The following is a 25,344-nucleotide window of genomic DNA, read 5'->3' as shown; positions in this document are numbered from 1 at the left end:
GCGGTGCATCTATCGCATTTAGAGGACTGAACGCGAGTGTGTGGCATGGTGTGTCCGTGAACCGGGCCCTGGCCGTGCTGACCCTCGTCGCGTACGTGACGTTGCCCCTCGGCTCGGCCAACTACGAGACGCTCGTGCTGCCGACGCTCGTCGTCGGGCTGGTCTACGCGGCGATCGCGATCGCCGGGTTCCCGTGGGTCCAGAAACGCGGGCGGGCGCTCGCGATCGCGTACGTCTGCGTTCAGTTACCGCTCGGCTTCACACTGTTCTCGCTTTCGGGCGCCGCTGTCGGCGCGGTCCTGCTTCTCGTGGTCCTCGTCTGTCACACCGTGTTGCTGCTGCCACTGCCCGTGGCCTTCGGGGTCGCCGTGCTGATCCCGCTGATCCATCTGCCGATGGCGCCGTTGGACGGGCTCCGCGAAGGGCTCGGGACGCTGGCTGTCATGGTGTTCGCCGCGGTGGTGACCGAGCTGATCGTCCGCGAGAAGCGGTCGCGGGAGGAACTGGCCGAGGCGCATGAACGTCTTCGCGACTACGCCGCCCAGGCCGAACAGCTCGCGACGACCCAGGAGCGCAATCGGGTCGCGCGCGACATCCACGACGGGCTCGGTCACCATCTGACGGTCGTGCAGATGATGCTGCAGGCCGCCCGCGCGGTGATCGGCACCGGTGACACGGAACGGGTCGACGCGATGCTCGCCAAGGCGCAGGACCAGTCGCGCGAGGCGCTGGCGGAGGTCCGCCGGTCGGTCTCGGCGTTGCGGGAACCGCACTCCGCACCTCTTTCGGAAGCGTTGCGGACCTTGGTGGACGAAGCGTCCGCGGCCGGTGTGCCGACCGGGCTCGAGGTCAAGGGCACGGCGCGGGACACCCGCGTCGAAGTGGAGGAGTCGCTGTTCCGGGCGGCCCAGGAGGGACTGACCAACGTGCGCAAGCACGCGCGGGCCCAGGCCGCGACCGTGGTGCTCGACTACGCCGTCACCGATCGGGTCCGGCTCGAAGTCCGCGACGACGGCCGCGGCCTGGCCGGGGATCCCGCACCGGACAAGGGTTTCGGGCTCGTGGGACTCCGCGAGCGGGTCGCCGGGCTGGGCGGCCGGGTGTCGGTCGACTCCGCGGAAGGGCACGGTTTGACGCTCACCGTGGAGGTGCCGGGATGAGCGTCCGCGTGCTGATCGTCGACGACCAGGCGTTGTTCCGCGAGGCGTTGGCGACGCTGTTGGAGGTCCAGCCCGAGATCGAGGTCGTGGGTGAAGCGGGCGACGGCGAGCAGGCCGTCCGGCTCTGCGCCGAACTGTGTCCCGACGTCGCGCTGATGGATCTGCGGATGCCGGTGCTGGACGGGATCGCCGCGACCACCAGGTTGCGCGCCGAGCAACCCGGCGTCCGCGTACTCGCGCTGACCACGTTCGACGACGACGAGGACGTCTTCGCCGCGTTGCGGGCAGGTGCCGTCGGGTATCTGCTCAAGGACGTCTCGTCGGCCCGGCTTGTCGAGGCGCTGGTCGCGGCCAAGCGGGGCGAGTCGGTGTTGCAGCCCTCGGTGGCGGCGAAGCTCGTGGCGAAGGTGGCCCAACTGCCCGCCGACCCGCCGCGTGCGAGCCCGCTTTCGGAGCGGGAGCTCGAAGTGGTCCGGCTCCTGGCGGACGGCCGCAGCAACCGGGAGATCGCCAAGACGCTGTTCCTCGCCGAGGGCACGGTCAAGAATCTCGTGACGAGCGTGCTGACCAAACTCCAGGTGCGGGACCGGACCCAGGCTGCGCTGCGGGCGAAGGAACTCGGCCTGTTCTGACGGGGTCACATGACCCCGGTCATGACTTCCGGCACCTGCCGATATGCCCCGCCGAACCCGAACATTGCTCCCATTGCACCGATCGAGGGAGCCGGGAATGAACCACACGACAGAACCGAAGACCCGCGGCAGGGCCGTCCTGCACTTCACACGCCACGCCGTCGAGATGCTCGTCGCGATGGTGGCCGGGATGATCGTCCTCGAACCGGTCTGGTCGTTCCTGTGGCCGGATCTGGCGAAGAACGTGACCGCGAGCGCACTGGTGATGGCGACGAACATGTCGCTCGGCATGGCGCTGTGGATGCGGATCCGGCGCCACGGCTGGGCTTCGATCGCGGAGATGTCGGCCGCGATGTACCTGCCCTACGTTCTCTTCCTGCCGTTCTTCTGGACCGGCCTGGTCTCCGGGCCGACCTTGATGACGGCCGGGCACGTGCTGATGGTGCCCGCGATGCTCGCCGCCATGCTCCGCCGCCGCGCCGAGTACGGAGCCTGAGGATGCGCGCCTTCTTCCGTGTCACGCTGACCGTGCTCGCGTTCACCGTCGCCGCGCTGGCCCTGCCGCTCACACTCGGCGGGATCACGCTCAGCGCCAGCTTCGAAAACCGCTACACACCGAGACCTGACGGCGTCGTGCCGAAACCGGTCCGGCGCGCGCACGATCCCGCCAAGCCGACCGCGGTGGTCGTCGTGGGGAACGAAGGCGCCGTCGTCTCGGACACGCTCGCCCCGTACGAGATCCTGGCGGCGGCCGGCGCGTTCAACGTCTACACCGTCGCGCCGGAGGCCCGGCCGGTCACCTTGACCGGCGGGCTCGACCTCATCCCGGACCTCAGTTTCGCCGACCTCGACAGCCTGTTGTCATCCGGCGCGCCGGATGTCGTGGTGGTGCCCGCCCTGCCGGACCTCGGCGAGCCGACCACGCGGCCGGTGACCGACTGGCTCCGGCGGCAGTCGTCGAAGGGCGCGCTGCTCATGAGCGTCTGCAACGGTTCGGGCGTCCTCGCCTCGGCCGGGCTCCTCGACGGACGCCACGCCACCGCGCATTGGCTGCGCATCGGCGGTTTCGACGACGAATTCCCCACCGTGGACTGGATTCGCGGCACACGGTACGTCGACGACGGGAACATCGTGACCACGGCCGGGATCCTGTCCGGGATCGACGGGGCGTTCCGGATCACCGAGCGGATCGCCGGCACCGAGACCGCGCGGAAAACGGCCGAAGCCGTCGGATGGACCCACTACTTCCCCGGCTCCAGCACACCGATGGCACAGAACACCTTTGAGGCCGCGGACACCGTCGTCGGGTTCAACACCGCCTTCCGATGGGACAAGCCGAGGCTGGGTGTCCTGCTGACCAGCGGCATCCGGGAACTGGAACTCGCCGCGGTGTTCGACACCTACGGCCAGTCGCTGGCGGTCGAGACGACGGCCGTCGGCACGCCGATCCAGTCCCGGCACGGGCTGACCTTCGCCCCGCGCACCGCGGTGGCGGACGACCTCGACCGGCTGATCGTGCCCGGCGCCGACGCCGCCGCGAGTCACGCCGCCGACCGGTACTCCGGGTTCTCACCCGTCTACCTGCACGCCGGGCCCGGTTTCCCGTTCGACGCGGTACTCGAAGACCTGGCGCACACCACGGACACCGCGACCACGCGATGGACGGCCAGGACTCTGGAATACCCGTCCGCGCATCTCGAACTCGGTGGCGCGTCGTGGCCATGGACGGTCACGCTCCGGCCGATCGGGCTGGCCGTCCTCGGGCTGCTCGCGGCCTTAGGGATCCGCGCCCGTTATCGCCGCCGCGCGTGATGGATGCCGACCACCAGTTGCGGGATACCGGGCAGCCCGGTGAGCCCGAACAGCGAGACCCGGACCTTCGGCGGATCGAACGGCTCGATGACGGTCGAGCACCGCAGGCCCGCCTCGGTGGCGTGCAACCGGATCCGCTGTGCCAGCAGCCCCGCCCGCACGAGGGGACGGCGTGCCTCGGATGCGGTGGTCACCAAGAACGCCGACCAGGATTCCTCCGGATCCTCGCCGGGTGGCGCGATCGTCCGGGCGATCGCGGCACCGACCCTCGGCAGGGACCGGATCCGGCGCGGCGAAAGCGACTTCACGCGGACACCGTCGGCCGGTTCCTCGTCCACGCTCAGGATCGGCGAACCGTGACACGAGTACGACGCGCGCCCGGACATCGCCCCGAACCAGGCGAGATCGCCGGCGTCGGGGCGTTTCCGCGCGGCGGCGGTGATCCGCGCGATCCGTCGCGGATCGGCGTCGTCGCGCGAGAAATCGGTCTTCGGGAGCCAGCCCAGCGCCCGCATGGCGATCTCGAGATGGACGAGCAGCGCGCCGCACGCGATGAGCCTCCCCCTGCTGTCCTCCCCCGGCCGCTCGACCACGTCGACGCCGTCGCCCCGGACCTCCAGCGGCCATTCGCCGCGCAGCCACTGCCGTGGCGTCCAGCGCGCGGCCCGCACCAGGATCCGGGTCTCCTCGGCCGTCCACTCGTGGGTGCCGAGTACGGCGGGTGCGCTCACGGTCTGATCCTGGTGACCGCGCCGGCCGGGCGGCGCGGTGTGGTGCTCCCAGGGAAGCCATAGCCCAGGCGGAAAACGATGTGGGGGTGTTCGTTCTCCCCGAGCAGCGACCGCAGGACGGTGCGAGCGGACGGGATTTCCATGGGCTGCGAATAGAAGGACGCGCTGAGGCCGAGCGAGGTCGCCGTCAACAGTGCCCGCTGCATCGCCCGCCCGGCCCGGACCTGCGCGAGCGGCCCGTCGGTCGGCGTCGTCAGCACCGCGACGACCGGGTCGCGTTCGAATTCCCGTGTCTGGTCGCTCTCCCCGTGGTGCCGCACCGGCAGCAGCCCGCCCGAGGGACGCGGCCCGCCCGCGTAGGCGGGGACGCCGTCGTGGCTGCCGTCCCCCTTGGTCCACGCGCGCAGTTCCGCTTGGAAGCCTTCGTCGAGCGTCTGCAGGTGATCGGCCCGCCGGATCAGGCCGGCGACGGCCTCCAGCAGACCGAGCTCGTCGAGCAGGATCAGTTTCGCGCCCTCTTCGCGGGCCGCCAGCCGCACCGCGTGCCGGGCCCCGGCCGGGACCGGGGTCGAGGCGAACGGCCGCCGGTTGCTGTACCGCGCGCGGATCGACGTTGCCAGGCGCTGCTCGGCCGCCGTCGCCCGGTGCCGGGCCCGGAGCCCGACCCTCGCCAGCAGTTCCGGCCGGTCCTTCTCCGGCAGCAGCTCCACGTCGCAAGACCGCCCGGCGGCAGCGATCGCGAGCTCGAGGTTCAGCAGAGCCGCGCCGCACGACAGCCGCGCCTCGCGCCGGTCCGGGTCGCACACCGTGAGAACGCGGTTCTCGTCGAGGACGACGTCGATGACGTCCGGCCCGAGCTCGAAAAGCCAGGGCTGGGTGTTGTGAGGCGACGGCGCCCGGACCGCGGCCTCCAGCGCGGCGGTGACGACCGGTGTTTCAGTGAGGATCATCGCGGCTCCTAGCCGGAGAGGGTCCTCTCAGCCTGTCGCGCCGGAGGCGCCGCCGGGAGTGGCCGTGGTCCTTTTCGGACCGGGACTTTCGGCCCTCCCGCGCGTGATCCTCCGACGCCGATCCCCCGCGGTCAGTCAGCCACTCGCGAGCCTGGGCCGATTTCGCGGACCACGCGGTAGCGCGGGTTCGCGCTCACCCGCGACTCCACCTCGCCGGGCAGGCCGTCGAGCGCCGCCTGGATGGCTTCGAGGCGGCCCGCGGTGTCCGACGTCTCTTCGAAATGCCGGTAGTCCGCCTCGCTCGCCCAGCTGACGAGGTTGAAGACCCTCGTGCCGTCGATGCTCGCGTGGAACCGCGCCGAGACGTACCCCGGGTAGAACCGGACCCAGCGGTCCTGGATGTCGGCGAAGGCGTCCACCAGCGCCGACTGGGTCTCGGGCCCGTCGACCGCGTACTCGATGATCGAGTAGAAACCCTTGTCCTCGTTCATGATCACTCCTTGAAGCAGTTGGTGACCCCAGGATTCACCCTCCACCTAGGTGGAGATCAAGAGCGGCACTGTGACGTTCGCCAAACCCCGCTCCGCGAAGACCGGTACGGGCCTCGACGAGTGGTACGGCTGACCGGCAGCGCGGAAAAGCTGACAGATCGGACACATTGCTCCGGCCGGCCCTGGTGAACGGGCGCCCGCTCGACAAGGATCGCCCGATGCGCGACAGCAAGACGTTCGACCTGATAGCCCGAGGTGGGCTTCTCTGTTACGCCGTCGTGCATCTGCTCGTCGCGTGGCTCGCGGCGCAGGTCGCCCTGGGCGACAACGCCAAGGCCGACAAGGCGGGCGCCTTGCAGGTGGTGGTCGCCGAAGGTGGCGCGTGGCTGCTGTGGCTGATCGCGGCCGGTCTCGCCGTGCTGGCGTTGTGGCAGCTCAGCGAAGCACTCACCGGGCATCGGCACGTGAAGGCGCGGCGGCGGACGGTGCGCAGGATCGTCAGCGGTATCGAGGTCGTGCTGTACGGGCTCGTCTCCTACAGCGCGGTGAAGATCGCCATCGCGGGAGCGGACGACGGTCAGACGTCGTTGGTCGCGGAAGTCCTCGCGGAGTCCTACGGGCCGGCGCTGGTGACCGTCGCCGGGATCGCCGTCGTCGCGGTGGCGGTGTTCCTCGCCTCGCGCGGGATCCGGAAGACCTTCGTTCGGGAACTCGATTTCGGCAGCGCCTCGGGACCGACCAGGACCACGACGATCCGGCTCGGGCAGATCGGCTGGATCGCGGTCGCCGTCGCGTACGGCACCGTCGGTGTGCTGACGGTCATCGCCGCGGTCACGTTCGACCCCGCCAAGGCGAGCGGGCTCGACGCCGCGCTGAAGACGCTCGTCGCCCAGCCTTACGGTGGTCCGATGCTGCTCGCGCTCGCGGCCGGGATCGCCGCTTTCGGCGCCTTCGCGCTGCTGGACGCCCGATTCCGCAAGATCTGATCTGCCCGGCGAACCGACCTGTGGCACCGTGAGACGCGTCTGGAGGTCGTGATGGCAGGTGTGGTCGAACGGATCCGTGAGCAGGGCGAGGACGATCGGCAAGCGCGGATCGTCGAGGTGCTGGTGGAGGCCTTCGACGATCTCATGCGCGCGGACGCCGACGCGTTCCGCCGCAAGTTCCGCAAGATGGCGGCCGCCCCGTTCGCGTTCTACCGCGGTTCGGCGTGCCTGTTCTACGCGGACATGGCGCACGAGGACGACCCGTGGGCGAACGACGAGACCAGCCGGGTGTGGATCCAGGGCGACCTCCACGCCGAGAACTTCGGCAGCTACATGGATTCGTCCGGGACGCTGGTGTTCGACGTCAACGATTTCGACGAGGCCTACCTCGGCTGTTTCACCTGGGACCTCAAACGGCTGGCGGCCAGTGTCGCGCTGCTGGCGTGGAGCAAGGCGATCTCGGACGACGACATCGAGACGCTGATCGGCACCTACCTGCGCGCCTATGTGAAGCAGGTCCGCGAGTACGCGGAGCGTCCCGGCGACGAGCTCGTCCGGCTCCAGCTGGACAGCACCGAAGGCGTTCTGCACAGTGTCCTGCTCAGGGCCAGGCTCAAGACGCGGATCGACCTGCTCGACGAAGTGACCACCGTGGAGGACTACGACCGCAGGTTCCGGCACGGTCCGGGGGTCCGGGTACTGGAACAGGCCGAACGCGAAACCGCGACCGCCGCCTTCGAGTCCTATTTGGACACCATTCCGGAGAACAAGCGGTTCGGCAGCATCACCTACCGGGTCAAGGACATCGTCGGCCGGACCGGGTTCGGCATCGGCTCGGCCGGGCTGCCCGCGTACAACATCCTCGTCGAAGGCCGGACCCAGGCACTCGAGAACGACGTCGTCCTGTCGATGAAACAAGGGAACATCGCGGCGCCGAGCCGGATCGTGTCCGAGCAGAGCATCCGCGACTACTTCACCAACGAGGGGCACCGCACCGCCGTCTCGCAGCGCGCCCTGCAGGCGCACGCGGATCCTTGGCTCGGGTACACGGAGATCGACGGGACGGGTTTCGTCGTCTCGGAGTTGTCGCCCTACGTCGACGATCTGGACTGGTCGGATCTGACCGAGCCGGCGGAGATGCGGCCGGTGCTCGACTACCTCGGCCGGGCCACCGCGAAGATGCACTGCGTGTCCGATTCGGACTCCGAGCAGACCCTGGTCGATTTCCAGAGCGAAGCGGCCATCGCCGAAGTGATCGGTGACCGCGAAGACGAGTTCGTCCGCGCGCTGACCGAGTTCGGGATGGCCTACGCCGAGCAGTCGCGGGAGGACCACCGGTTGTTCGTGGACGCCTTCCGCGGCGGGAAGATCCCCGCCGTCCGGCCTGCCGCGGAGAGCTGACCGGACGACGGGGATCGCACTACTCGCGGAGGCCGATCGCCTCGATCGGCTTGGACCGCAGCGCCACCCGGGTGGCGAGGCCGAGCGAGAGCAGGCCGAGCAGGATCGCCCCGGCGATGACCCCGCCGAAGACGGCGATCGTGCCGGACGGCAGCGGTGTCCCGCGCAGGCCGAGGTTCAGCAGCACCAGGGGAATTCCCGCCACCACGGTCCCCAGCAGGGCCGCGACCCCGACGGTCGCCAGCGCCTCGAAGCGCATCATCCGCACGACCTGGCGTTTCGTGGTGCCGATCAGACGCAGCAGCGCGAACTCCCGCGAGCGCTGCGCCGTGCTCATCACCAGCGTGTTGGCCACCGAGATCACGACGTAGCCGAGGATCACGCCGACCGCGACCAGGTTGACGTAGAACTGGGCCTGCTGCTGACCGCCTTCGGGCGCGGCGACCGCGGATCCCGGCGTCACGACCAGACCCGGATACCGAGCCGCGAGGTCACGCAAGGCGGCGGTCACGGTCGCCGAGTCCGCGTCGGGCTGCTGCCGCACCAGCACGGAGTCGTCCATCCGGTCGCTGGTGTGCGCCCTCGCCAGCTCGACCGGCAGCACGTAGCGGCCGAAAGCCTGATCCCGGGTGTACGTGGCGACCAGGCGCAGCTTCGCCGGAGCGCCGTCGCCGAAGTAGAACTCGACCTCGTCGCCGATCTTCTTCTCGTACCAGTCGGCTTCCGATGCGCTCATCGCCACGGTGTTCCCGGTCAGGTCGGTGATCTTGCCCGACACGACACCCAGGTCGAGGTTTCCGCGGACCTGCGTGCCGTCCAGCCCTTGCGCCGGGTACCGATCGACGCGCACTCTGTCCTGCTCCTGCACCGTGTTCAGCACCTCGGTGCGCACGACCGGGGTCGCCGCGGAGACACCGGGGATCCGCCGCGCCGCCGCTGCCACCTCCGGGGACAGACCGCCCGTACCACTCGCGAGCACGTGGTCCGCGGTGGTCGACTCGACGGTCTCCTCCTGCCTGGCGGCGGCCGCGGAGGTCTGGCTGTAGAACATCGTCAGCGCGAACGAGACCGCCAGCATCACCGGCGTCACCGCGGCGGCGAGGCGGCGCGAGTTGGCTTGGTTGTTCGCGGCGGCCAGATAGCCGCTGATCCGTGAGGTCCGGTTGAGCACCGGGGCGATCATCCGGGTCATGAACGCGACCACCTTCGGGCTGAGGACGGCCAGCCCGATCACGATGATCAGCGCCGAACTGGACGAAGCCGCGAGCCCCGGCTCGCCGCGCAGGAAGATCGGGACCATCGAGCCGCCGAGGCCCGCCACCACGAGAGCGCAGCCGACGAAGGTCCGCACGCGGCCGAGTTCGCGCCGTTCCACCGCGGCCTCGCCGAGCGCCTCCACCGGGCGGATCGACGACGGGCGCCGCGAAGCGGACCAGGCGGCCAGCCGGGCCGTGCCCAGGCCCAGCGCCAGCGCGGCGACGAGCGGGATCGGGCTGAGCGCCAGTTCGAAGTCCGGCGGGATCACCCCGACGGCCCCGAAGGCGTTCCTCAGGCCGAAGCCGACGGCGACGCCGAGGCCACTGCCCAGCACACCGGCGACCGACGCGACCAGCATCGTCTCGGCGCCGATGAGCTTGCGGATCTGCTGGGGTGTCGCCGCGATCGCCCGCAGCAACGCGAACTCGCGGCGGCGCTGGTTGATGACCAGCGCCAGGGTGCTGGCGACGACGAACACCGCGATGAGGAGCGCGAAACCGCCGAACGAGCCCGCGAGCGCCATCAGCAGCATGCGGGTCTGGCTGACGTCGAGGAACTCGACCGTGCTGCGCTCGACCCCGGTCGTCACCGTCACCTTGTCGGTGCCCACCGCTTCGCGGATCTTCTCGGCGAGGTCGCCCGGCGTGACGCCGGGGTTCGCCAGCACGCCGATAGCGTGTACCTGGCCGGGTGTTCCGGCGAGCTCGGCGGCCTTCTCCTGCGAGAAGAACACCGCGGACTGCCGGCTCAGGCCGTCGCCCGATTTCGGGGCGGCGATCCCGGAGACCAGGAAGTCCACCGGCGTGGAGCGGACGGCGACCTTCACCCGCTGACCGACCGCGGCCCCGCTCCTAGACGCCAGTTCCGCGTCGAGGACAACCTCGTCCGCACCGGCGGGCGCCCGGCCTTCACGCAGCGAGAACGGCGCCAGCGCGGCGGCGTCCCAGTTGTGGCCCAGCGACTGGCCGCCTTCCGGCCCGTTCAACGCCCGGCCGTCGGCCGTCACCACGTTGGCCGGGAAGCTCTGCTCCGCCACCGCGCCGCGGACCCCGGACACCGCGGTGATCGTTCCGGCGAGTGTCACCGGCACCGAGGCCTGCTCGCCGACCTGCTGGGTCTCCATCGGACCGGCACCGGGCGGGTCGACCGTCTGCTGCCCGCCGACGACGACCGCCGCGTCGGCGTACCGCTGGGTCGGGACACCGGCCCGCAGACCGGATTCCATCAGGATGCCGCAACCGGCGACCAGCGCCGTCCCGCAGAGGATCGCGATGAACGCGCCGACGAAACCGCTCAGGCGGGTCTTGATCGTCTGCCATGCCAAATCCCACATGACGTCACCACTCCCCGAGGTGGGTCATGCGCTCGGCGACACGTTCCGGCGTCGGCTGCGCGAGGTGACCCGCGAGCTTGCCGTCGGCCAGGAACAGCACGCCGTGCGCGGCCGACGCCGCGACCGGGTCGTGTGTGACCATCAGCACGGTCTGCCCCATGTCGTCCACAATGGAGCGGAGCAGATCGAGCACCTGGCGCGCGGTGCGCGTGTCCAGCGCCCCGGTCGGCTCGTCGGCGAGGACGACCTCCGGCCGGGTGATCAGCGCGCGGGCGATCGCGACCCGCTGCTGCTGGCCGCCGGAGAGTTCCGACGGACGGTGTTCGAGCCGCTTCGAGATCCCGACCCCCTCGACGATCTCGCGCAGCCACTGCGGGTCGGGCTTCTGCCCGGCCAGCCGCATCGGGAGCGTGATGTTCTGCAGAACGTTCAGCGACGGCAGCAGGTTGTAGGCCTGGAAGATGAACCCGATGCGGGTCCTCCGCAGCTCAGTGAGCGCTTTCTCCTTCAGCCTGCTCAGTTCCGTGTCCCCCAGCAGCACCCGCCCCGAACTCGGCCGGTCCAGACCGGCCGCGCAGTGCAGGAAGGTGCTCTTGCCCGATCCCGACGGTCCCATCACAGCGGTGAACGTGCCCCTGCGCACCCCTACGGTCACCCCGTTCAAAGCCGTGACCGCGCCGTCACCGGATCCGTAGACCTTGCTCACGGATTCCAGCTCCAAGGCGCACGTGCCCCCTGCATTCATCGTTTCCCCTTAACCGTGGTGATCTGTCCCGACTGAACCTACGGCCACCGGACGTCGGGATCGATCCCGCGTGAGGGAAGACTCTTGGTGGTGCTGGCACCACCTCGGTCAGGCGATGTGGCGATCGTGTCCCGACCAGAACGGAGCGCGTAACGCCCGCTTGTCGACCTTGCCGATCGCGGTCAGCGGCAAGGTTTCGGCGAAGTCCACATCGGAGGGTACGAAATGCTCCCGTCCGAAGTACTCCCTGGCGTGCGCCCGGATCTCGTCGGCCGACAGCGTGCCCGGAGAAACCGGAACGACCACGGCGCGCACCCGCTCCCCCTCGCCGCCCGCACCCGGGACGCCGAACACGGCCACCGACCGGACCAGCGGATGCCGCGCGAGCGCGTTCTCGACCACGGTCGAGTACACCTTGGTGCCGTGTTCACCGGTGATGATGACGTCGTTCGCGCGGTCCAGCAGGTACAGATAGCCCTCGTCGTCGAACCGGCCGAGATCGCCCGTCCGCAACCATCCGTCGCCGATGGGTGGCGCACCGTGGTAGCCATCCATCATGGACAGTCCGCGCACCAGGACCTCACCGTCGTCGATCCGTGCCTCCATACCCGGCACGATCCGGCCCACGGATTCGAGCCGCTCCGGCCGCCCGTCGAGCTCCGCCGCGGAGATACTCGCGATCATCGGTGCCTCGGTGAGCCCGTAGCCCTGCCCGACCACCGGCCCGAACACGTCGAGCGCCTGAGCCAGCCGTCGCGGCGGGAGCGGCGCGGCACCCAGCGAAAGCTGCCGCACACTGCTGACGTCGGTCGACGCCATGGCCGGATGGTCGAGCACCGCCGCCAGCCGCGCCGGCGTGAGCGAAAGTGAAGTGACCCGGTGCGCCGCGATCGCGTCCAGTACGGTGCCCGCGTCGAAGCCCTTCTGCAGCACCACACTTTCCCGCCGCAGGATCGCCCCCAGCACGGTGGCGTTCCCGGTCATATGCGTCATCGGTGCGATCAGCAGAGTGCGCCCCGGCCCCGCCGGATCCGGTGCGAAGATATGCGCCATCCCGTCGTAGATCCCGCTGTGCCGGATGAGTTTCGGCGCCCCGGTGGTTCCACCGGTGGGAAAGATCACGGTGACCGACCCCGGCACTGTGGACGGCTCGGCCCCTTCGCGGGCCACCAGTTCGTCGAGCGCGATAACCCGGGTGTCGTCGGCGGGCCATCCGGTCACCTGATCGGTCACCAGCGTCGTGACACCGGCCGCCGACACCGCCGCGTGCCGATCCCGCGAGCTCGCCGAAGCCGCGATCAGCAGAACCGTGGAACCCCGGAGCTGCGCGGCGACTTGCAGGAGAACGGTCTCCGGCCGGTTGCCCGCGTCGATGGCGACGACACCGCCCTCGGGCAATCCGGCGGACAACCGGAACACCAAGTCGAGCGCTTGCCCGTAGGTGGTCACCTGGCCGTCCCGCACGAACAGCGTCTCGTCACCGGCGGAACGCAGCACACCCAGGACCCGGGTCAAAAACAGGCTCTCCACAACCCGGACCCTAACTTGTTTCGCACCGGCCTTCAGCGCGCTCCCGCGCTCGCGGCGGGGCCGCCATTCCACCTTCGCGGTCGATGACGGTTAGGCTCATTGACACTGCGCCAATCTGAAGTGGCGTGGCATGACCTAGCGGAAGGCACTATCGATGGCACAAAAGGTATCCGTCCAGATCGTCGACGACATCGACGGTGGCGAAGCCACCCAGACCGTGCCCTTCGCGCTCGACGGCGTCACCTACGAGATCGACCTCTCCGATGACAACGCCGGCGCGCTGCGCGAAGAGCTCGAGCGCTTCATCGACGCCAGCAGGCGAATCGGCGGACGCAAAGTGAAGGTCGCGACCGGACAGTCCACCGTGGCCGGTGGTACGGCGAAGCCCACCGACCGCGAGCGCAACCAGCAGGTCCGCGCCTGGGCGTCGGCGAACGGCTACGCGATCGCCGAGCGCGGTCGCATTCCCAACGAGATCTACGAAGCGTTCGACAACGCCGAATCGGCCCCCGCCGAGCCCGTCGCCGAAGAAGCGCCCGCCAAGCGCAAGCGCGCACCCCGCAAGAAGTCCTGAATCACCGGGATCGTGCTCATGGACGTGCCTTTCCCGAGTCGACGGGGAAAGGCACGTCCATGACACGGGCGGGCAGGGAGCCGGGCATCGAGGCAGCACTGCAGAATGCCGCTTCACCCAGCCGGACCGCCCACGAACTCCAGCCCGGGGAATGCGCTAGTCGGGACGGCCGACCTGGGTGTTCGACAAGTCGAGGCCGATTGCGAAGTCCGCCGTGTAGGTGGTTCCGACCTGCTGTGGTCGCAGCAGCATTTGGGCTCCGCCACTGCGGTAGATCGAGTCACGGTTGTTGGTCGTGTCGGCCGGACCTTTCCGCCGGTACGGATCGGTCCGCAGATAGGCCGCGCCGAACTCGGGCGTGAAGTAAAGCTGCGACGTGAACTCGTACGGCCGGCCGTTGGTTCCGACGGTACGTATTTTGATGTGGATGTGCAGCGTGCGTCCCGTGTACCAGCCCGGCAGAATGGTGGTGAACCGGGCGACCCCCGCTTGGTCGGTGTTCTGGTACCCGCGCAGGAATCGGCGGCCGGAACTTCCCTGAGACGGGATGTCGGAGTACAGCCCGAACGCGTCGCACTGCCAGAGGTCGATCATCGCTCCCGGCAGTGGCGTGCACACCTGCTGACGAATTTGCTGAATGGTGAAATTGAGTGCCAGCGCGGTGCCGGGAACCAGTTGCCCGGTGGCGGGCTCACTGCGGATATCGGAGCGGTTGAGCCGCTCGTCGACGAAGTACGGGCCCTCCATCTGCTCTGGTTTGACCACACAATCCAGCGCGCAGACCTCGGGAGCTCCTGCCGTGGAGGGGGTGGCGTTGGCAGTGGCGGATCCAGCGGCGGCGAGTGTCGCACCGGCGGCGCCGAGCAGAATCAACGCCTGCCGCCTGCCGAGCACTCGGCCTACTGGCTCATCATCGTCATGCATAGGTCTCCTTTTCGCCATATGATGGGAGCAGGGAACTAAGCGCAACAAGGCTTCGCCTGCAGGATGCCGCGCGCATTCGATCGTCCGCCATGACCGGCCCACTGTCGAGGCAATTCACTCTCACGCATCATACTTCGCAGCGAGCACCATACTTTGATGGGCCAAATCATCGAACCACCGTTACGGCATTTCGCCTACGGCGCCTCGAAGCCCATTCTGGCCGGCTCACCTCTCGTAGTACCGCCTGGCGTCGCCGCTTATTTCAGTCGCGGATTACCGCTGGTCATTGCGGCGGACCGCGGCATCCACCATGAGAAAGCCGGACACAGCGGACACCGGCAGGTCAGGGCATCCCACTGAGCGGCACTCACGTCGTCCATTGCGACGGAAGAGATACGGCGTATGTCGAAAGCCTGTTCCACCGGGAAATCTTCGGTGACGGAAAGGCGTGGCGTCCGTCGGATGTACGGGTCGTGCGGTTCCGGCCGGTTCCAAGGATCCTCGCGGCCTTCCTTGCCGCGGTGGCATGTCGGCCGTCGCCCTCCCGGTGGCACCGGCACCGCCATGACACCGCCGGACTCCGGATGGGAGACTGTCCAGGTGATCACCCGGCTGCGGTCCTGTTGGTCCGCGATCCGGTACCTGGCGATCGGCGCGGCCTCGTCCATGGTCGCCTGGTTCGCTCTCACGGGCATGCTCTTCGTGCTGTTGATGTGCCCGTTCGGTGTCGGGATCCCGGCCTTGCCGATCGCGCTCGAGCTGATCAGGCGACCGGTCAACTTCGAACGCCGCCGGGCCGCCCGGCTGCTGGGTGAGCCGATCCCCGAGCCGTACCGCTCGGGGAATCCCGTGACGGATCCGGCCTCGCGCCGGGACCTCGGCTGGCTCGCCTTCCACGCAGTCACCGGTTTCGTCATCGGCACGTTCGCCATCGCGCTGCCGCTCGGCGGGCTCCGGCAGGTCATCTCGGCGATCGTCTGGCCGTCGGTGGACGGCGGGGTGGAAAGCTCGCTCGGCTTCATGGTGACGTCCTGGCCGCTGGCGGCGCTCAGCGCGGTCACCGGCGTCGGTATGATCGCTATCACGTTCCTGCTCCCCAGGGTGGCCCGCTGGCAGGCTTCCGTCGCGCGGAAGCTGCTCGCACCCGCGGCAGGCGTCGTGCTGACCGACCGGGTCGTCGAACTGGCCGCGTCCCGCGCCGCCGCGTTGGAAGCACACGGCGCCGAACTCCGCAGGCTCGAACGCGATCTGCACGACGGGACGCAGGCGCGGATCGCCGCGGTGGTGCTGCAACTCGGGATCGCCGACTCGATCTTCGACAAGGATCCCCAAAAGGCGCGGGAGTTGCTCGGCAAGGCACAGGACACCGCGACCGGCGCACTCGCCGAACTGCGGACCGTGGTGCGCAGTATCTATCCGCCGCTGCTGACCGACCGCGGTCTCGACGGCGCCGTCACGGCCTTGGCCGACCGCTGCCCGGTTCCGTGCACTGTGGACGTTCTCAGCAGCAGCCGTCGCCCGGCCGCGGTGGAGGCGGCCGCCTACTTCGTCGTCGCCGAGATGCTGACCAACATCACCAAACACTCCGGCGCCGAACACGCCCGGGTCATCCTCGACGGCACCGTCGACACCCTCAGCATCGAAATCCGCGACGACGGCCACGGTGGCGCCGACGAATCCCAGGGCAGCGGGCTCGCCGGGATCCGCAAACGCGCCGAAGCGTTCGACGGGACGTGGAAGCTGACCAGTCCGGCCGGAGGGCCGACCGTAGTGAAAGTGGAGTTGCCATGCGGGTCGTGATCGTCGAGGACGACGCGCTGCTGCGCGAAGGCCTGGTCCTGCTGCTGAACACCTCGGGCATCGATGTCACCGCGGCCGTGGACAACGCGGACGAGTTCCTCGAGGTGGTCACCAAGGAGCGGCCCGACGCGGTGATCACCGACGTCCGGCTGCCGCCGACCCACACCGACGAAGGCCTCCGGGCCGCCGTCAAGGCGCGGAAGATGCACCCCGGGCTGCCGGTGCTGGTGTTGTCCGCCCACGTCGAGACGGGCTACGCGGCCGAACTCCTCGCCGACGGCAAGGGCGCTGTCGGGTACCTCCTCAAGGAACGGGTCGGGAAGGTCGAGAAGTTCCTCGACGCGCTGGACCGGGTCGTCAAGGGCGGGACGGCCATGGACCCCGAGGTGATCACGCAGCTGATGGCCCATCGCCGGGCCGCCGATCCACTCGAAGCCCTGACGGCGAGGGAACGCGAGGTGCTCGGGCTGATGGCGGAGGGGTACAACAACACGACCATCGCGGAACTGCTGGTGGTGAGCGACGGTGCCGTGCACAAGCACATCCGGAACATCTTCGCGAAGCTGGGGCTGCCGGAGGACAGCGGGCATCGGCGGGTGCTGGCGGTGTTGGCTTACTTGAGCGGGAAGGGCTGAGGCGGGCCTTTCGGGTGGTTGGTGGTTGCGGCGGTCAGTCGGAATCGCCCACGCGGTTGCCGCCGCCTGCGCGCAGAGGTCGTTTCGGCCAGTCCGATGTAGACGTTTCGCTCGTGGCTGGTGTCTCCACTGTGGAGTTGGGCGTCGACCGCGATGCGTCGTGTGAGAAGTGCGGTGATCCGCGGCAAAGGGCACGAGTTCATCACCGGGCAGCAGGTCCGATGACCGCGCTGGCGCGCGTGGTTCCAAGCCGTGTCTTTCTCAGGGCGTGTTTCTGCTGCCGCCCGGCGGGCTCGCCGGGCGGTTGTGAGTGAGCTCGTGCTGATCAGAACGGCGGGGTGTCGTCCTCCGGTTCTGGTCGTGGTTCGTGGAGTGGTTCGGGTGTGGCGTGGTAGGTGTGTCCGGTGGGGGTGGTGATGGTCATGCCGCCGTTGCCGGTAGGCGCTGCGGTCCAGCCGGGTTCTTCTTTGAGCAGGTTGTGGGTTTTGCAGGCGCCGTGGCAGTTGTGGTGATCGGTCTTGCCGTCCCGCGCCCAGGTGGTGATGTGGTCGATCTCGGAGAATTCGGCCGGACGGTGACAGCCGGGGTGGGTGCATTCCCGGTCCCGTGCCCTGATCAACCTCGCCAGTGAGGCCGGTGGCCGGTAGGTGCCAGCGCCGGCTTCCAGGATCTGCCCGGTGGCGGGGTCGGTGATCAACCGCGACCACGTCGAGCCGGGGTCCGACGCGATCTCGCGGACCAGCCAGTCGGGGATCGGCCCGTATCCGGCGAGAGTGGCGGGGTCGTTGCGGGCGCCGGTGAGGGTCAGGAAGTCGACGTAGACGTGGATGTGCGCGCGGGGTTTTCCGTGGCCGTCTTCGGCGAGCAGCCGTTCGGCGAACACGTCCGCGCGGTGCTGGTCCAGGGTGCGGGTTTTGTCCTGGGCGCGACGTGTTCGTGCGATGCGGCTGATCGAGGCATAGATCGAGGAGGCCAGTTCGGACGGCAGGAACCCGGAGAGGGTGGACATGGTCTCGTCCTCGTGTTCGAGCGAGATGTGCCGTCGTTCGCGTTTCTTCTCCGCTCGTTCCCGGAATCCGTCGGGGTCGTATTTCTCCACCGCGTAGCTCACCGAGCCCCGGATCGCCGCGGGGTCACGCGCGGCGAGACGTTTGGCCATGAACGCGTCCACCTGCGCGGCGACCTCGTCCGAGACCTCACGGGTCAGCTGACTGACCTTCGACGCCTTGAACAGATCGATGTCACCCTTGTCCAACGCCGCCAACGTATTCGGCAGACGCGACACCAGGGCGCAGGAGACCTCCAGCAGCAGGGCTGCTTGATTGCGGGAGACCGAGAAGCGCAACGCGACCTCCTCGGTCACCGATCTTCGCGAGCCGCCCACCGCGGCGAACCCGGCTAAAGCGCGCACCTGACGGCCTTGTGTCCGCCGCAGCGAAACCTCCTCGTCGTAGGCGGTGTCGAGAAAACGAGTGGCTTTCGGATTGAAAGCAAGAGTTGTGGTCATGTTCATGATCATACTCGAACATGAGTTCGACTGCCACAACGCGGCACCGATTGACTTCCGCAAAGAGCACTGCATCTCTGGCAGCACACACTATTCGAGCCAAAGAATCGTTCCGAGAAAGAATGAGGGGAACCTTTCGCCTCATCTGACGCGGCGAAGGGCGCCTTCACCCCATACCGGACCATCCATCCCCCAAGACCCGAGGTAGCGCCAGCACCACCCCGTGACCGGGGGCCACTCCCCTGGCTCCCCACCTCGCCGATCTCTAGCGTCTTTCCCATGAACGACACCAAAAACGCCGGCGGCGCCCTCGTCACCGCCTCCCTCTGGCTGGTCCTCCTCGTCAGCGCCGCCACCAACTCGATCGGCCAGTTCGCGGGGTTGGACTGGACCTTCCGCATGATCGCGGGCGCCATCTCGGTCATCTGCATCGTGCTGCTGATCGTCCGCTACGTGGCGCGGCGCAGGGCGTGATCGAGAAACCGTCGTCACGCAGACCTTCCCGGGCACAAGCAGGACCGCACGGCGGGGTGGCCGACACCCCCGCAGGTACCAATCGACTCGACAGGTTCATCAAGGCTTTGGCGGGCTTGGAAAGCCGCACCCTCGTCGACAAGATCATCTGCGCCTGAGTGCTCGGCCCGCCCGGAATCGTCCGGGCGGGCCGAGTGCTTTCAGGACACCTTGGGCGTCGCGCGCACGCCGTAGTGCATGTACGGCTCACCGGTCGGCAGCGTGTAGAACGTGACCGGCATCCACGTCCGCGCACCGGCCTCACGGCACACGTAGAGCGAGTCCGTCACCGGAACCAGGGCGAACTCCATCGTCTTCTCCGGCACGAGATCGGCCAGCGGCCCCGTGACGGTCTGCCGGAGCCGGATCCCGTCGCCGTCCGCCAGCACCTCCATCAGCACGCCCGCCCGTTCGTAGACACCGACGTGCCTCGAACCGTCCACGGTGACCGGGGTCGCGGGCGGCTCCAGCGGCCGCGGCATCGCCACGTCGGCCAGTTCCGCGAAGATCTCCCGGTACAGCTCCTCGTACAGGTCGCGCGTGTTGCCACCGTTGGTGAGCAGCGTGACGGCGAGTCCTTGATCGGGCAGCAGCCGCAAGAACGCCGACTGCCCGATCGTGTTGCCGTCGTGGCCGATGACCCGCCGTCCGTTCCAGTCGTCACGGATCCAGCCGAGGCCCCAGGAGTCGCCGAGCGAGTGCTTGTCGGGGATGTCGGTCTGCTTCGAGGCCATCGTGGTGGCGGACGCCGTCGTCAGGATCCGTTCACCGGACGGGGTGAGGCCGCCGGTCAGGTGCAGCCGGGCGAACCCGAGTACGTCCTTGGTGGTGGCGGTGATCAGTCCGGCCGGGCCCATGTTGCGCGGCAGTCCCCAGATGGGCGCGGGCTGCGGTTCTTCGTTCTCGCCTGCGACGTGACCGACGGCCGCGCGGAACATCAGCGCTTCCTCGGGCAGCGTCACGGTGTGGGTGAGGCCGAGCGGCGCGAACAGCTTCTCGCGCATCGCGGCGTCCCAGGTCAGCCCGGTGAGCTTCTCGATCACCCGGCCCATGAGCACGAAACCCGAGTTGCAGTAGGAGAACGTCTCCCCGAGCGGATGGTTCTGCGCGGCCTGGTCGAGGATCTCGACGTAGCGTTCGAGGGTGTCGTCGCCGCGTCCGGTGTCGGTGAAGACGTCTCCGTCGATCCCGCTGGTGTGCGTCAGCAGATGCCGCATGGTCACCTGCTTGGCGACGTCCGGGTCGGCCAGCCGCAGTTCCGGGACGACGTCGGAGATCGGCGCGTCCAGATCCAGCAGCCCTTCGTCGACCAGTTGCATCACCACGGTCGAGGTCCACACCTTGGAGACCGAACCGATCTGGAACACCGAGTCTTCGGTGACCTCGACGCCGGTCGCGGTGTTGAGCACGCCGTAGGTGACGTGCGCTTCGGCGTCGTCGCCGATCCGCGTGATGCCCAGCGCCGCACCGGGCACGCGGTACTTGCGCGCCAGTTCGGCCAGACGCCGCCGCCAGTGCGCCGCCTCGATCGGCACTCGCGACACGCCGTCCGCCGGTCCCGCGTACTGCTCGACCCAGTCGAGGACCCGACGGTTGAAGTCGAGACGGTGCGAAGGCGGGCCGTCGAGGATGAACAGATGCGACGCGCCCGGGTACAGCACCATCCGGGACGGGACGCCGCGCGCACGCAGGGCACCGAACCATTGCTCGGCCTGGCCGACCGGGCAGCGCTCGTCCTCCGCGCCCTGGACGACCAGCGTCGGCGTCCGCACCTGCGCGACCTTGGCGAACGGCGAGAAAACCTCGTTGGCCTTGTCCCACGACGAGCTGCCGAGTTCGCTGACGGCCAGGTAGTGCCCGGCGTCGGAGGTGCCCTCCATACTGGTCAGATCGCTGACGACGCCACCCGCGACGGCGGCGGCGAAGCGGTTGTCGCGGCTGGTCAGGTAGCAGGTCATGAACCCGCCATAGCTGTAGCCCGCCACGGCGAGACGGTCCGCGTCGGCGACCCCTTCGGCGACGAGCTGATCCAGCGGTTCGAGGAAGTCGGCGGCATCCGCGGTGCCCCACCCGCCGACGGCGCCCGTGAAGAAGTCCTCGCCGTAGCCGTCGCTGCCGCGCGGGTTGAGCAGCAGCACCGCCCAGCCGCGCGCGACGAGCGCCTGGTGATAGAGGTGGATCGAGTCGGCGGCGCCGTTCCACGCGTTGTGCGGTCCGCCGTGGATGTCGAGCAGCAGCGGCGCGGCACCGGATCGGGTCTGATCCCGCAGTAGCCAGCCGTGGACGACGGTGCCGTCGCCGATGGTGAATTCCCGTTCCTCGTGGCGGAAGAGTTCCGCGTCGGCGACGGAGGCGCCGTGGTCGGTCCGCACGTCGACAGCGCCGGTGGCCACGTCGACGACCGCGATCTCGCCGAACGAGGTGCCCGTCGCCAGGACGACCACCACCGTGTCGCCCGCGCTGTCCATTCCGGACACGACTCGGTCAGCGCCCGCGAGGACCGCGCGCGGGTTTTGCCCGTCGGTGTCCACTCGGTACAGATGAGTACAGCCGCGGTCGCGGAGACCGAACAGCACGGAACCGCCGTCCGCGGTCAGCTTCGGGAGCGCGCCCGGGTAGCCCGCGCCACCGAACATCGCGTTGCGGTCCAAGGAGGCGGTCAGATCGATCGGGTCGCCTCCGTCGAGCGGGACCCTCAGCAGGCCGAGGTGCCCGACTTCGGTGTCACCGCGACCCGCGACCAGGAGCTCGAGACCGTCCGCGGTCCAGGTGACCGGACCAGCCATACCTTCGCCGGAGCCGATCAGCCGCGGCTCGGAGGTCTTCGTGGTCACGTCGAGAACGTAGGCACCGGAACGGAAGGTCAGGTCGGCGTCGGCGTCCCGTCCGGCCGAGAAGGCCAGATGCGTCCCGTCGGGCGACCAGGCGGGGGCGCCGGCGTGCCAATCGCCGAAGGTGACCTGCCGGACCTCACGCGTGGCGACGTCGAGGACGTGCAGGTGCTTCCGGATGGTCTTGATCAGCCCGGCGCCGTCGGCCTTGAAGTCCAGCCTGTCCGCCACCACCGGGGCGTTCGACGCGGATTCGCCGTCCGCCAGGTCGATCGCGGCGGAGAACGCGATCTTGCCGCCGTCCGGGCTCCAGACCGGAGCGCCCGCACCGAGCGGCAGTTCGGTGACCTGCTCGGCCTCCCCGCCCGACGACGGCAGGAACCACACCTGCGGCGGTCCGTCCTTGGCACGGAGGAACGCGATCCGGGTGCCGTCCGGGGCCCAGTTCGGTGCCAGGTCGGTGGTTCCGCGCGTGAGCTGCCGGGCCTCGCCGGTGGTCGCGCCGACCTCCCAGAGCGTGGTCACGTTCCGGTCCTCGTCGCGGTCCGCGGTACGCAGGACGTAGACGATCCGGCCGCCGTCCGGTGACAGCGACGGCTGACTGGGCGCGGCGATTTCGTACAGGTCCTCGAGACCGAGACGTCGGGTCATGGTGCGCTTGCTCCTCTGGAGATCGCGAGCGGGTGGCTCTCGTGTTCGCTGAAATGGCAGGCCGCCGAGTGACGTCGGTGTGCCGCGTCTTCGGCGGGATCCGTCTGGAGGCAGAGTTCGCGGTCGGCGCGGACGAGCGGGCCGACCGGGCATCGGGTGTGGTAGCGGCAACCGCCCGGTGGGTGGTGCGGGTCCGCGGGTTCGGTGTCGGCGGTCGTCTCGTCCTCGCCGACGTCGAACAGCGAGGTGTGCGCGGACGGCGCCGCGGCGAGCAGATCCTTGGTGTACGGATGCCGCGGATCGGTGAGCACCTGCTCGGCCGGGCCGACTTCGACGATCCGGCCGAGGTACATCACCGCGACGATGTCGCTGAGATAGCGGATCACCGCGAGGTTGTGCGAGATGAACAGCATCGACAGGCCCAGCCGTCGTTGCACGGACCGGACGAGGTTGAGCACCGCGCCCTGCACCGAGACGTCGAGCGCGGAGGTGATCTCGTCCGCGATCAGCACCTCCGGCCGCCCCGCCAGCGCACGGGCGAGCGCCACACGTTGCCGCTGGCCACCGGAAAGCTGGCCGGGCAGGTGTCCGGCCCGATCCGGATCGAGGTTGACCAGTTCCAGGAGCCGGGCGACCTCGTCCTGGCGCGCGGCGCGGCCGGGAAGCACACCACGCGGGATCGCTTCGGTGATCGACTCGCCGATGCTCATCCGGGGGTCCAAAGAGGAGTACGGATCCTGGAACACCATCTGCAGCGGACGACGCCGGGGCAGCTTCCGGACGTCCACACCGCCCAGCAGGACCCGCCCGGCGCTGACCGGCGAGAGCCCGACGGCGGCGCGGGCCAGCGTCGACTTCCCCGAACCCGATTCGCCGACGAGCCCGACGACCTGTCCGGAAGGGACGGTCAGCCCGACGTGGTCGACAGCGGTGAGACCACGCCTCCCGCCGTACCGGACGCTCACCGCGTCGAAGACGAGATCGCTCACTCCGCACCTCCGGCGGCCACAGTTTCCTTGACAGGCAACGAAGACGACTCCCAGCACGCGACACGGTGCCCGGTTCCGACCTGTTCCAGTACCGGGTCTTCGAGACGGCATCGATCGGTCACCGCGGGGCACCGGTCGGCGAAGGCACACCCGGTGGGCACGCGATCCGGCTCCGGCGGGCGGCCGGGGATCACCGCCAGCGGCGCGTCGCGATCGGTCTCGAGGTCGAGCGTGGCGGCCAGCAGCGCTTTCGTGTAGGGATGCCGTGGCGTCCCCGCCGTCGGCAGGTCCTCCACCACCCGGCCGGCGTACATGACCAGCATCCGCTCGCAGGTCTGCGAGACGACCGCGATGTCATGGCTGATCAGGATGATCGCCGTGTTCCGCTCCGCCCTGGTCCGCGCCAGCAGGCGCAACAACTGCCGTTGCACGGTGACGTCCAGCGCCGTGGTCGGTTCGTCGGCGATGATCAGCTTCGGGTCGCCCATCAAGCCCATGCCGATCATCGCGCGCTGCCGCATCCCGCCGGAGAACTCGTGCGGGTACTGCCGCGCCCGCCGCTCGGCCGCGGGGATCCGCACCGAGCGCAACCGGTCGACGGCCAGCGCGAACGCCTTGGCGCGAGGAAGACCCTGGTGCTGTTCGGCCACCTCGGCCAGCTGACGGCCGATCCGCCTGGTCGGGTTGAACGAGGTCATCGGATCCTGGAACACCATCGCCAGCGACGTGCCGAGCAGACCGCGCAGCTCCCGTTCCGGGGTCGTCAGCAACGGTTTCCCGGCGAAGTCGAGCCTGTCCGCGGTGACCACGGCCGGCGCTTCGACCAGCCGGGACACCGCCAGCCCGGTCAGGCTCTTGCCCGAGCCCGACTCGCCGACGACACCGATCGCCTCACCCGCGCGGACGGTGAAGCTCACCCCGCGCACCGGGACCGTCCAGCCCTCCGGACGCGGGAACGCCACCTGCAGGTTTTCCACCACCAGCACGGCGTCGTCGCGATCCTGTACGACGGCCTCCCTGGCGGGAGTGACCTGCCGCGGTACGAGCTTGCGCACGCCGGTGCGGACACCGATCACCCCGGCCACGGTCTCCCCGGCCAGGTTGAAGGCGAGCCCCGCGAGCACCACCGCGACACCGGGCGCGAGCGCGGCCGCCGGGTTGATGTAGATCCCGTTGAGCCCCTCGCCGAGCAGCCGTCCCCAGTCGTACTCCGGTGCCTGGACGCCGATGCCGAGGAACGACAGTCCGGAGAACGCCAGCAGCGAGGCGCCCGCGCCGATGGTCGCGTTCACCACCAGCGGTTCGCCGATGTTGGGCAGGATGTGCCGCACCAGCAAGCGGATCCGGCCGACACCGGAGATCCGGGCGGCGGACACGAAGTCCTGACCCGCCACGGAAGCCGCCAGCGTCTGCGCCAGCCGCGCGAACGCCGGTGCCAGCGCGAACCCGACGGCCATCACCGCGCCGTGGGTACCGACGCCGAAGATCACCGAGAAGAACAGCACCAGCAGCAGCCCGGGGAACGCGACCGCGATGTTCACCGCCGACGTGACCAGCCGGGCGGCGGGCCGCGGCAGCAGCGAGGGCAGCGTGCCGAGGACGATCCCGGTCACCACCCCGATCACCGTCGCGAGTACCGCCAGCAGTACCGAAAGCCGGGTCGCCACCAGGACGCGGAAGAGGATGTCGCGGCCGAGGTCGTCGGTACCCAGCCAATGCGCCGCCGACGACCCTTGCGCGATCGCCTCGGTGTCGATCGCGAAAGCTTTGTCGTGCCACAGGATCGGGGCCAGCACCGCGAGCGCGATCACCAGGACCAGCAGGGTCGCCGAGAACGCGCCCACCGGGGTGCGCAGGGCCGCGAGCCATTTCGCGCGCCGATTCGCCACCAT

At 69.2% G+C, this 25,344-nt stretch carries 21 protein-coding genes; 10 read left to right on the top strand and 11 right to left on the bottom strand.

Going from position 1 to position 25,344, the window contains the following annotated elements; all coding sequences use genetic code 11:
* Positions 1-56 precede the first annotated feature (56 nt).
* From HDA45_RS39005 to HDA45_RS38990, 4 genes are all read left to right on the top strand, one after another.
* Positions 57-1,160 carry a histidine kinase gene (locus HDA45_RS39005; protein ID WP_184904082.1) on the top strand — a complete coding sequence of 368 codons (1,104 nt, stop codon included), beginning with the start codon at positions 57-59 and terminating at the stop codon, positions 1,158-1,160.
* Positions 1,157-1,792: a response regulator gene (locus tag HDA45_RS39000; protein ID WP_184904080.1), complete on the top strand. Its 636-nt coding sequence runs from the start codon at positions 1,157-1,159 to the stop codon at positions 1,790-1,792. Before HDA45_RS39005 ends, HDA45_RS39000 begins: the two co-directional genes overlap by 4 nt.
* A 97-nt stretch (positions 1,793-1,889) precedes the next feature.
* Positions 1,890-2,288 (top strand): hypothetical protein, encoded by a 399-nt coding sequence (locus HDA45_RS38995; RefSeq protein WP_184904078.1) that lies wholly within the window; start codon positions 1,890-1,892, stop codon positions 2,286-2,288.
* 2 nt (positions 2,289-2,290) lie between these two features.
* A complete protein-coding gene (locus HDA45_RS38990; RefSeq protein WP_184904076.1) occupies positions 2,291-3,604 on the top strand; it encodes a DJ-1/PfpI family protein in 1,314 nt (437 codons plus the stop codon).
* Here HDA45_RS38990 and HDA45_RS38985 read toward each other — a convergent pair.
* The 3 genes from HDA45_RS38985 to HDA45_RS38975 all read right to left on the bottom strand — a co-directional run bounded on the left by HDA45_RS38985 (position 3,586) and on the right by HDA45_RS38975 (position 5,776).
* On the bottom strand, positions 3,586-4,335 hold the full coding sequence (locus HDA45_RS38985; protein WP_184904074.1) for a hypothetical protein: 750 nt from the start codon (positions 4,333-4,335) through the stop codon (positions 3,586-3,588). The genes HDA45_RS38990 and HDA45_RS38985 overlap by 19 nt on opposite strands.
* Entirely contained in the window at positions 4,332-5,285 is a 954-nt protein-coding gene (locus tag HDA45_RS38980) for an Acg family FMN-binding oxidoreductase (protein ID WP_184904072.1), read from the bottom strand. Before HDA45_RS38980 ends, HDA45_RS38985 begins: the two co-directional genes overlap by 4 nt.
* Positions 5,286-5,416: 131 nt before the next feature.
* The gene (locus HDA45_RS38975; RefSeq protein ID WP_184904070.1) at positions 5,417-5,776 is read right to left on the bottom strand and encodes an antibiotic biosynthesis monooxygenase; all 360 of its coding nucleotides are present in this window, start codon (positions 5,774-5,776) and stop codon (positions 5,417-5,419) included.
* A gap of 218 nt (positions 5,777-5,994) precedes the next feature.
* On the opposite strand from HDA45_RS38975, the gene HDA45_RS38970 reads away from it, so the two are divergent.
* A complete protein-coding gene (locus HDA45_RS38970; RefSeq protein ID WP_184904068.1) occupies positions 5,995-6,762 on the top strand; it encodes a DUF1206 domain-containing protein in 768 nt (255 codons plus the stop codon).
* A gap of 51 nt (positions 6,763-6,813) precedes the next feature.
* A complete protein-coding gene (locus HDA45_RS38965; RefSeq protein ID WP_184904066.1) occupies positions 6,814-8,163 on the top strand; it encodes a DUF2252 domain-containing protein in 1,350 nt (449 codons plus the stop codon).
* A 19-nt stretch (positions 8,164-8,182) separates the two neighbouring features.
* Here HDA45_RS38965 and HDA45_RS38960 read toward each other — a convergent pair whose 3' ends face one another.
* The 3 genes from HDA45_RS38960 to HDA45_RS38950 all read right to left on the bottom strand — a co-directional run bounded on the left by HDA45_RS38960 (position 8,183) and on the right by HDA45_RS38950 (position 13,028).
* On the bottom strand, positions 8,183-10,753 hold the full coding sequence (locus HDA45_RS38960; RefSeq protein WP_184904063.1) for an FtsX-like permease family protein: 2,571 nt from the start codon (positions 10,751-10,753) through the stop codon (positions 8,183-8,185).
* Positions 10,754-10,757: 4 nt separating this feature from the next.
* The gene (locus HDA45_RS38955; RefSeq protein ID WP_184904061.1) at positions 10,758-11,498 is read right to left on the bottom strand and encodes an ABC transporter ATP-binding protein; all 741 of its coding nucleotides are present in this window, start codon (positions 11,496-11,498) and stop codon (positions 10,758-10,760) included.
* Between the two features lie 108 nt (positions 11,499-11,606).
* Positions 11,607-13,028, bottom strand: a complete 1,422-nt coding sequence (locus tag HDA45_RS38950) for an AMP-binding protein (protein WP_184904059.1) — start codon at positions 13,026-13,028, stop codon at positions 11,607-11,609.
* Between the two features lie 154 nt (positions 13,029-13,182).
* Between HDA45_RS38950 and HDA45_RS38945 the strand changes: the two genes are divergently transcribed.
* Entirely contained in the window at positions 13,183-13,602 is a 420-nt protein-coding gene (locus tag HDA45_RS38945; protein ID WP_184904057.1) for a histone-like nucleoid-structuring protein Lsr2, read from the top strand.
* Between the two features lie 156 nt (positions 13,603-13,758).
* Here HDA45_RS38945 and HDA45_RS38940 read toward each other — a convergent pair whose 3' ends face one another.
* Complete coding sequence (locus HDA45_RS38940) at positions 13,759-14,526, bottom strand: dioxygenase family protein (protein WP_184904055.1); 768 nt, start codon at positions 14,524-14,526, stop codon at positions 13,759-13,761.
* A gap of 600 nt (positions 14,527-15,126) precedes the next feature.
* On the opposite strand from HDA45_RS38940, the gene HDA45_RS38935 reads away from it, so the two are divergent.
* Together HDA45_RS38935 and HDA45_RS38930 are read left to right on the top strand one after the other, a co-directional pair.
* Entirely contained in the window at positions 15,127-16,326 is a 1,200-nt protein-coding gene (locus HDA45_RS38935) for a sensor domain-containing protein (RefSeq protein WP_184906504.1), read from the top strand.
* The gene (locus HDA45_RS38930; RefSeq protein WP_184904053.1) at positions 16,314-16,961 is read left to right on the top strand and encodes a response regulator; all 648 of its coding nucleotides are present in this window, start codon (positions 16,314-16,316) and stop codon (positions 16,959-16,961) included. Before HDA45_RS38935 ends, HDA45_RS38930 begins: the two co-directional genes overlap by 13 nt.
* Before the next feature lie 325 nt (positions 16,962-17,286).
* Here HDA45_RS38930 and HDA45_RS38925 read toward each other — a convergent pair whose 3' ends face one another.
* Entirely contained in the window at positions 17,287-18,324 is a 1,038-nt protein-coding gene (locus HDA45_RS38925) for a DUF222 domain-containing protein (RefSeq protein WP_184906501.1), read from the bottom strand.
* A 423-nt stretch (positions 18,325-18,747) separates the two neighbouring features.
* Between HDA45_RS38925 and HDA45_RS38920 the strand changes: the two genes are divergently transcribed.
* Positions 18,748-18,942, top strand: a complete 195-nt coding sequence (locus HDA45_RS38920; protein ID WP_184904051.1) for a hypothetical protein — start codon at positions 18,748-18,750, stop codon at positions 18,940-18,942.
* A 200-nt stretch (positions 18,943-19,142) separates the two neighbouring features.
* On the opposite strand, the gene HDA45_RS38915 is transcribed toward HDA45_RS38920, so the two are convergent.
* From HDA45_RS38915 to HDA45_RS38905, 3 genes are read right to left on the bottom strand one after another with little or no spacing between them, the layout of a single operon-like run.
* On the bottom strand, positions 19,143-22,463 hold the full coding sequence (locus HDA45_RS38915) for a serine hydrolase (RefSeq protein ID WP_184904049.1): 3,321 nt from the start codon (positions 22,461-22,463) through the stop codon (positions 19,143-19,145).
* On the bottom strand, positions 22,460-23,452 hold the full coding sequence (locus HDA45_RS38910; RefSeq protein ID WP_184904047.1) for an oligopeptide/dipeptide ABC transporter ATP-binding protein: 993 nt from the start codon (positions 23,450-23,452) through the stop codon (positions 22,460-22,462). Before HDA45_RS38910 ends, HDA45_RS38915 begins: the two co-directional genes overlap by 4 nt.
* Positions 23,449-25,344 (bottom strand): dipeptide/oligopeptide/nickel ABC transporter permease/ATP-binding protein, encoded by a 1,896-nt coding sequence (locus HDA45_RS38905; RefSeq protein WP_184904045.1) that lies wholly within the window; start codon positions 25,342-25,344, stop codon positions 23,449-23,451. Before HDA45_RS38905 ends, HDA45_RS38910 begins: the two co-directional genes overlap by 4 nt.

Source organism: Amycolatopsis umgeniensis (genome assembly GCF_014205155.1).
Classification (GTDB): Bacteria; Actinomycetota; Actinomycetes; order Mycobacteriales; family Pseudonocardiaceae; genus Amycolatopsis; species Amycolatopsis umgeniensis.
This window is presented reverse-complemented; position numbering and strand designations above follow the sequence as displayed.

Coding starts and splice junctions, on each gene's coding strand:
- HDA45_RS39000 (WP_184904080.1), top strand. CDS start 1,157: ATGAGCGTCCGCGTGCTGATCGTCGACGACCAGGCGTTGTTCCGCGAG.
- HDA45_RS38995 (WP_184904078.1), top strand. CDS start 1,890: ATGAACCACACGACAGAACCGAAGACCCGCGGCAGGGCCGTCCTGCAC.
- HDA45_RS38990 (WP_184904076.1), top strand. CDS start 2,291: ATGCGCGCCTTCTTCCGTGTCACGCTGACCGTGCTCGCGTTCACCGTC.
- HDA45_RS38980 (WP_184904072.1), bottom strand. CDS start 5,285: ATGATCCTCACTGAAACACCGGTCGTCACCGCCGCGCTGGAGGCCGCG.
- HDA45_RS38975 (WP_184904070.1), bottom strand. CDS start 5,776: ATGAACGAGGACAAGGGTTTCTACTCGATCATCGAGTACGCGGTCGAC.
- HDA45_RS38970 (WP_184904068.1), top strand. CDS start 5,995: ATGCGCGACAGCAAGACGTTCGACCTGATAGCCCGAGGTGGGCTTCTC.
- HDA45_RS38965 (WP_184904066.1), top strand. CDS start 6,814: ATGGCAGGTGTGGTCGAACGGATCCGTGAGCAGGGCGAGGACGATCGG.
- HDA45_RS38960 (WP_184904063.1), bottom strand. CDS start 10,753: ATGTGGGATTTGGCATGGCAGACGATCAAGACCCGCCTGAGCGGTTTC.
- HDA45_RS38955 (WP_184904061.1), bottom strand. CDS start 11,498: ATGAATGCAGGGGGCACGTGCGCCTTGGAGCTGGAATCCGTGAGCAAG.
- HDA45_RS38945 (WP_184904057.1), top strand. CDS start 13,183: ATGGCACAAAAGGTATCCGTCCAGATCGTCGACGACATCGACGGTGGC.
- HDA45_RS38940 (WP_184904055.1), bottom strand. CDS start 14,526: ATGCATGACGATGATGAGCCAGTAGGCCGAGTGCTCGGCAGGCGGCAG.
- HDA45_RS38930 (WP_184904053.1), top strand. CDS start 16,314: ATGCGGGTCGTGATCGTCGAGGACGACGCGCTGCTGCGCGAAGGCCTG.
- HDA45_RS38920 (WP_184904051.1), top strand. CDS start 18,748: ATGAACGACACCAAAAACGCCGGCGGCGCCCTCGTCACCGCCTCCCTC.
- HDA45_RS38915 (WP_184904049.1), bottom strand. CDS start 22,463: ATGACCCGACGTCTCGGTCTCGAGGACCTGTACGAAATCGCCGCGCCC.
- HDA45_RS38905 (WP_184904045.1), bottom strand. CDS start 25,344: ATGGTGGCGAATCGGCGCGCGAAATGGCTCGCGGCCCTGCGCACCCCG.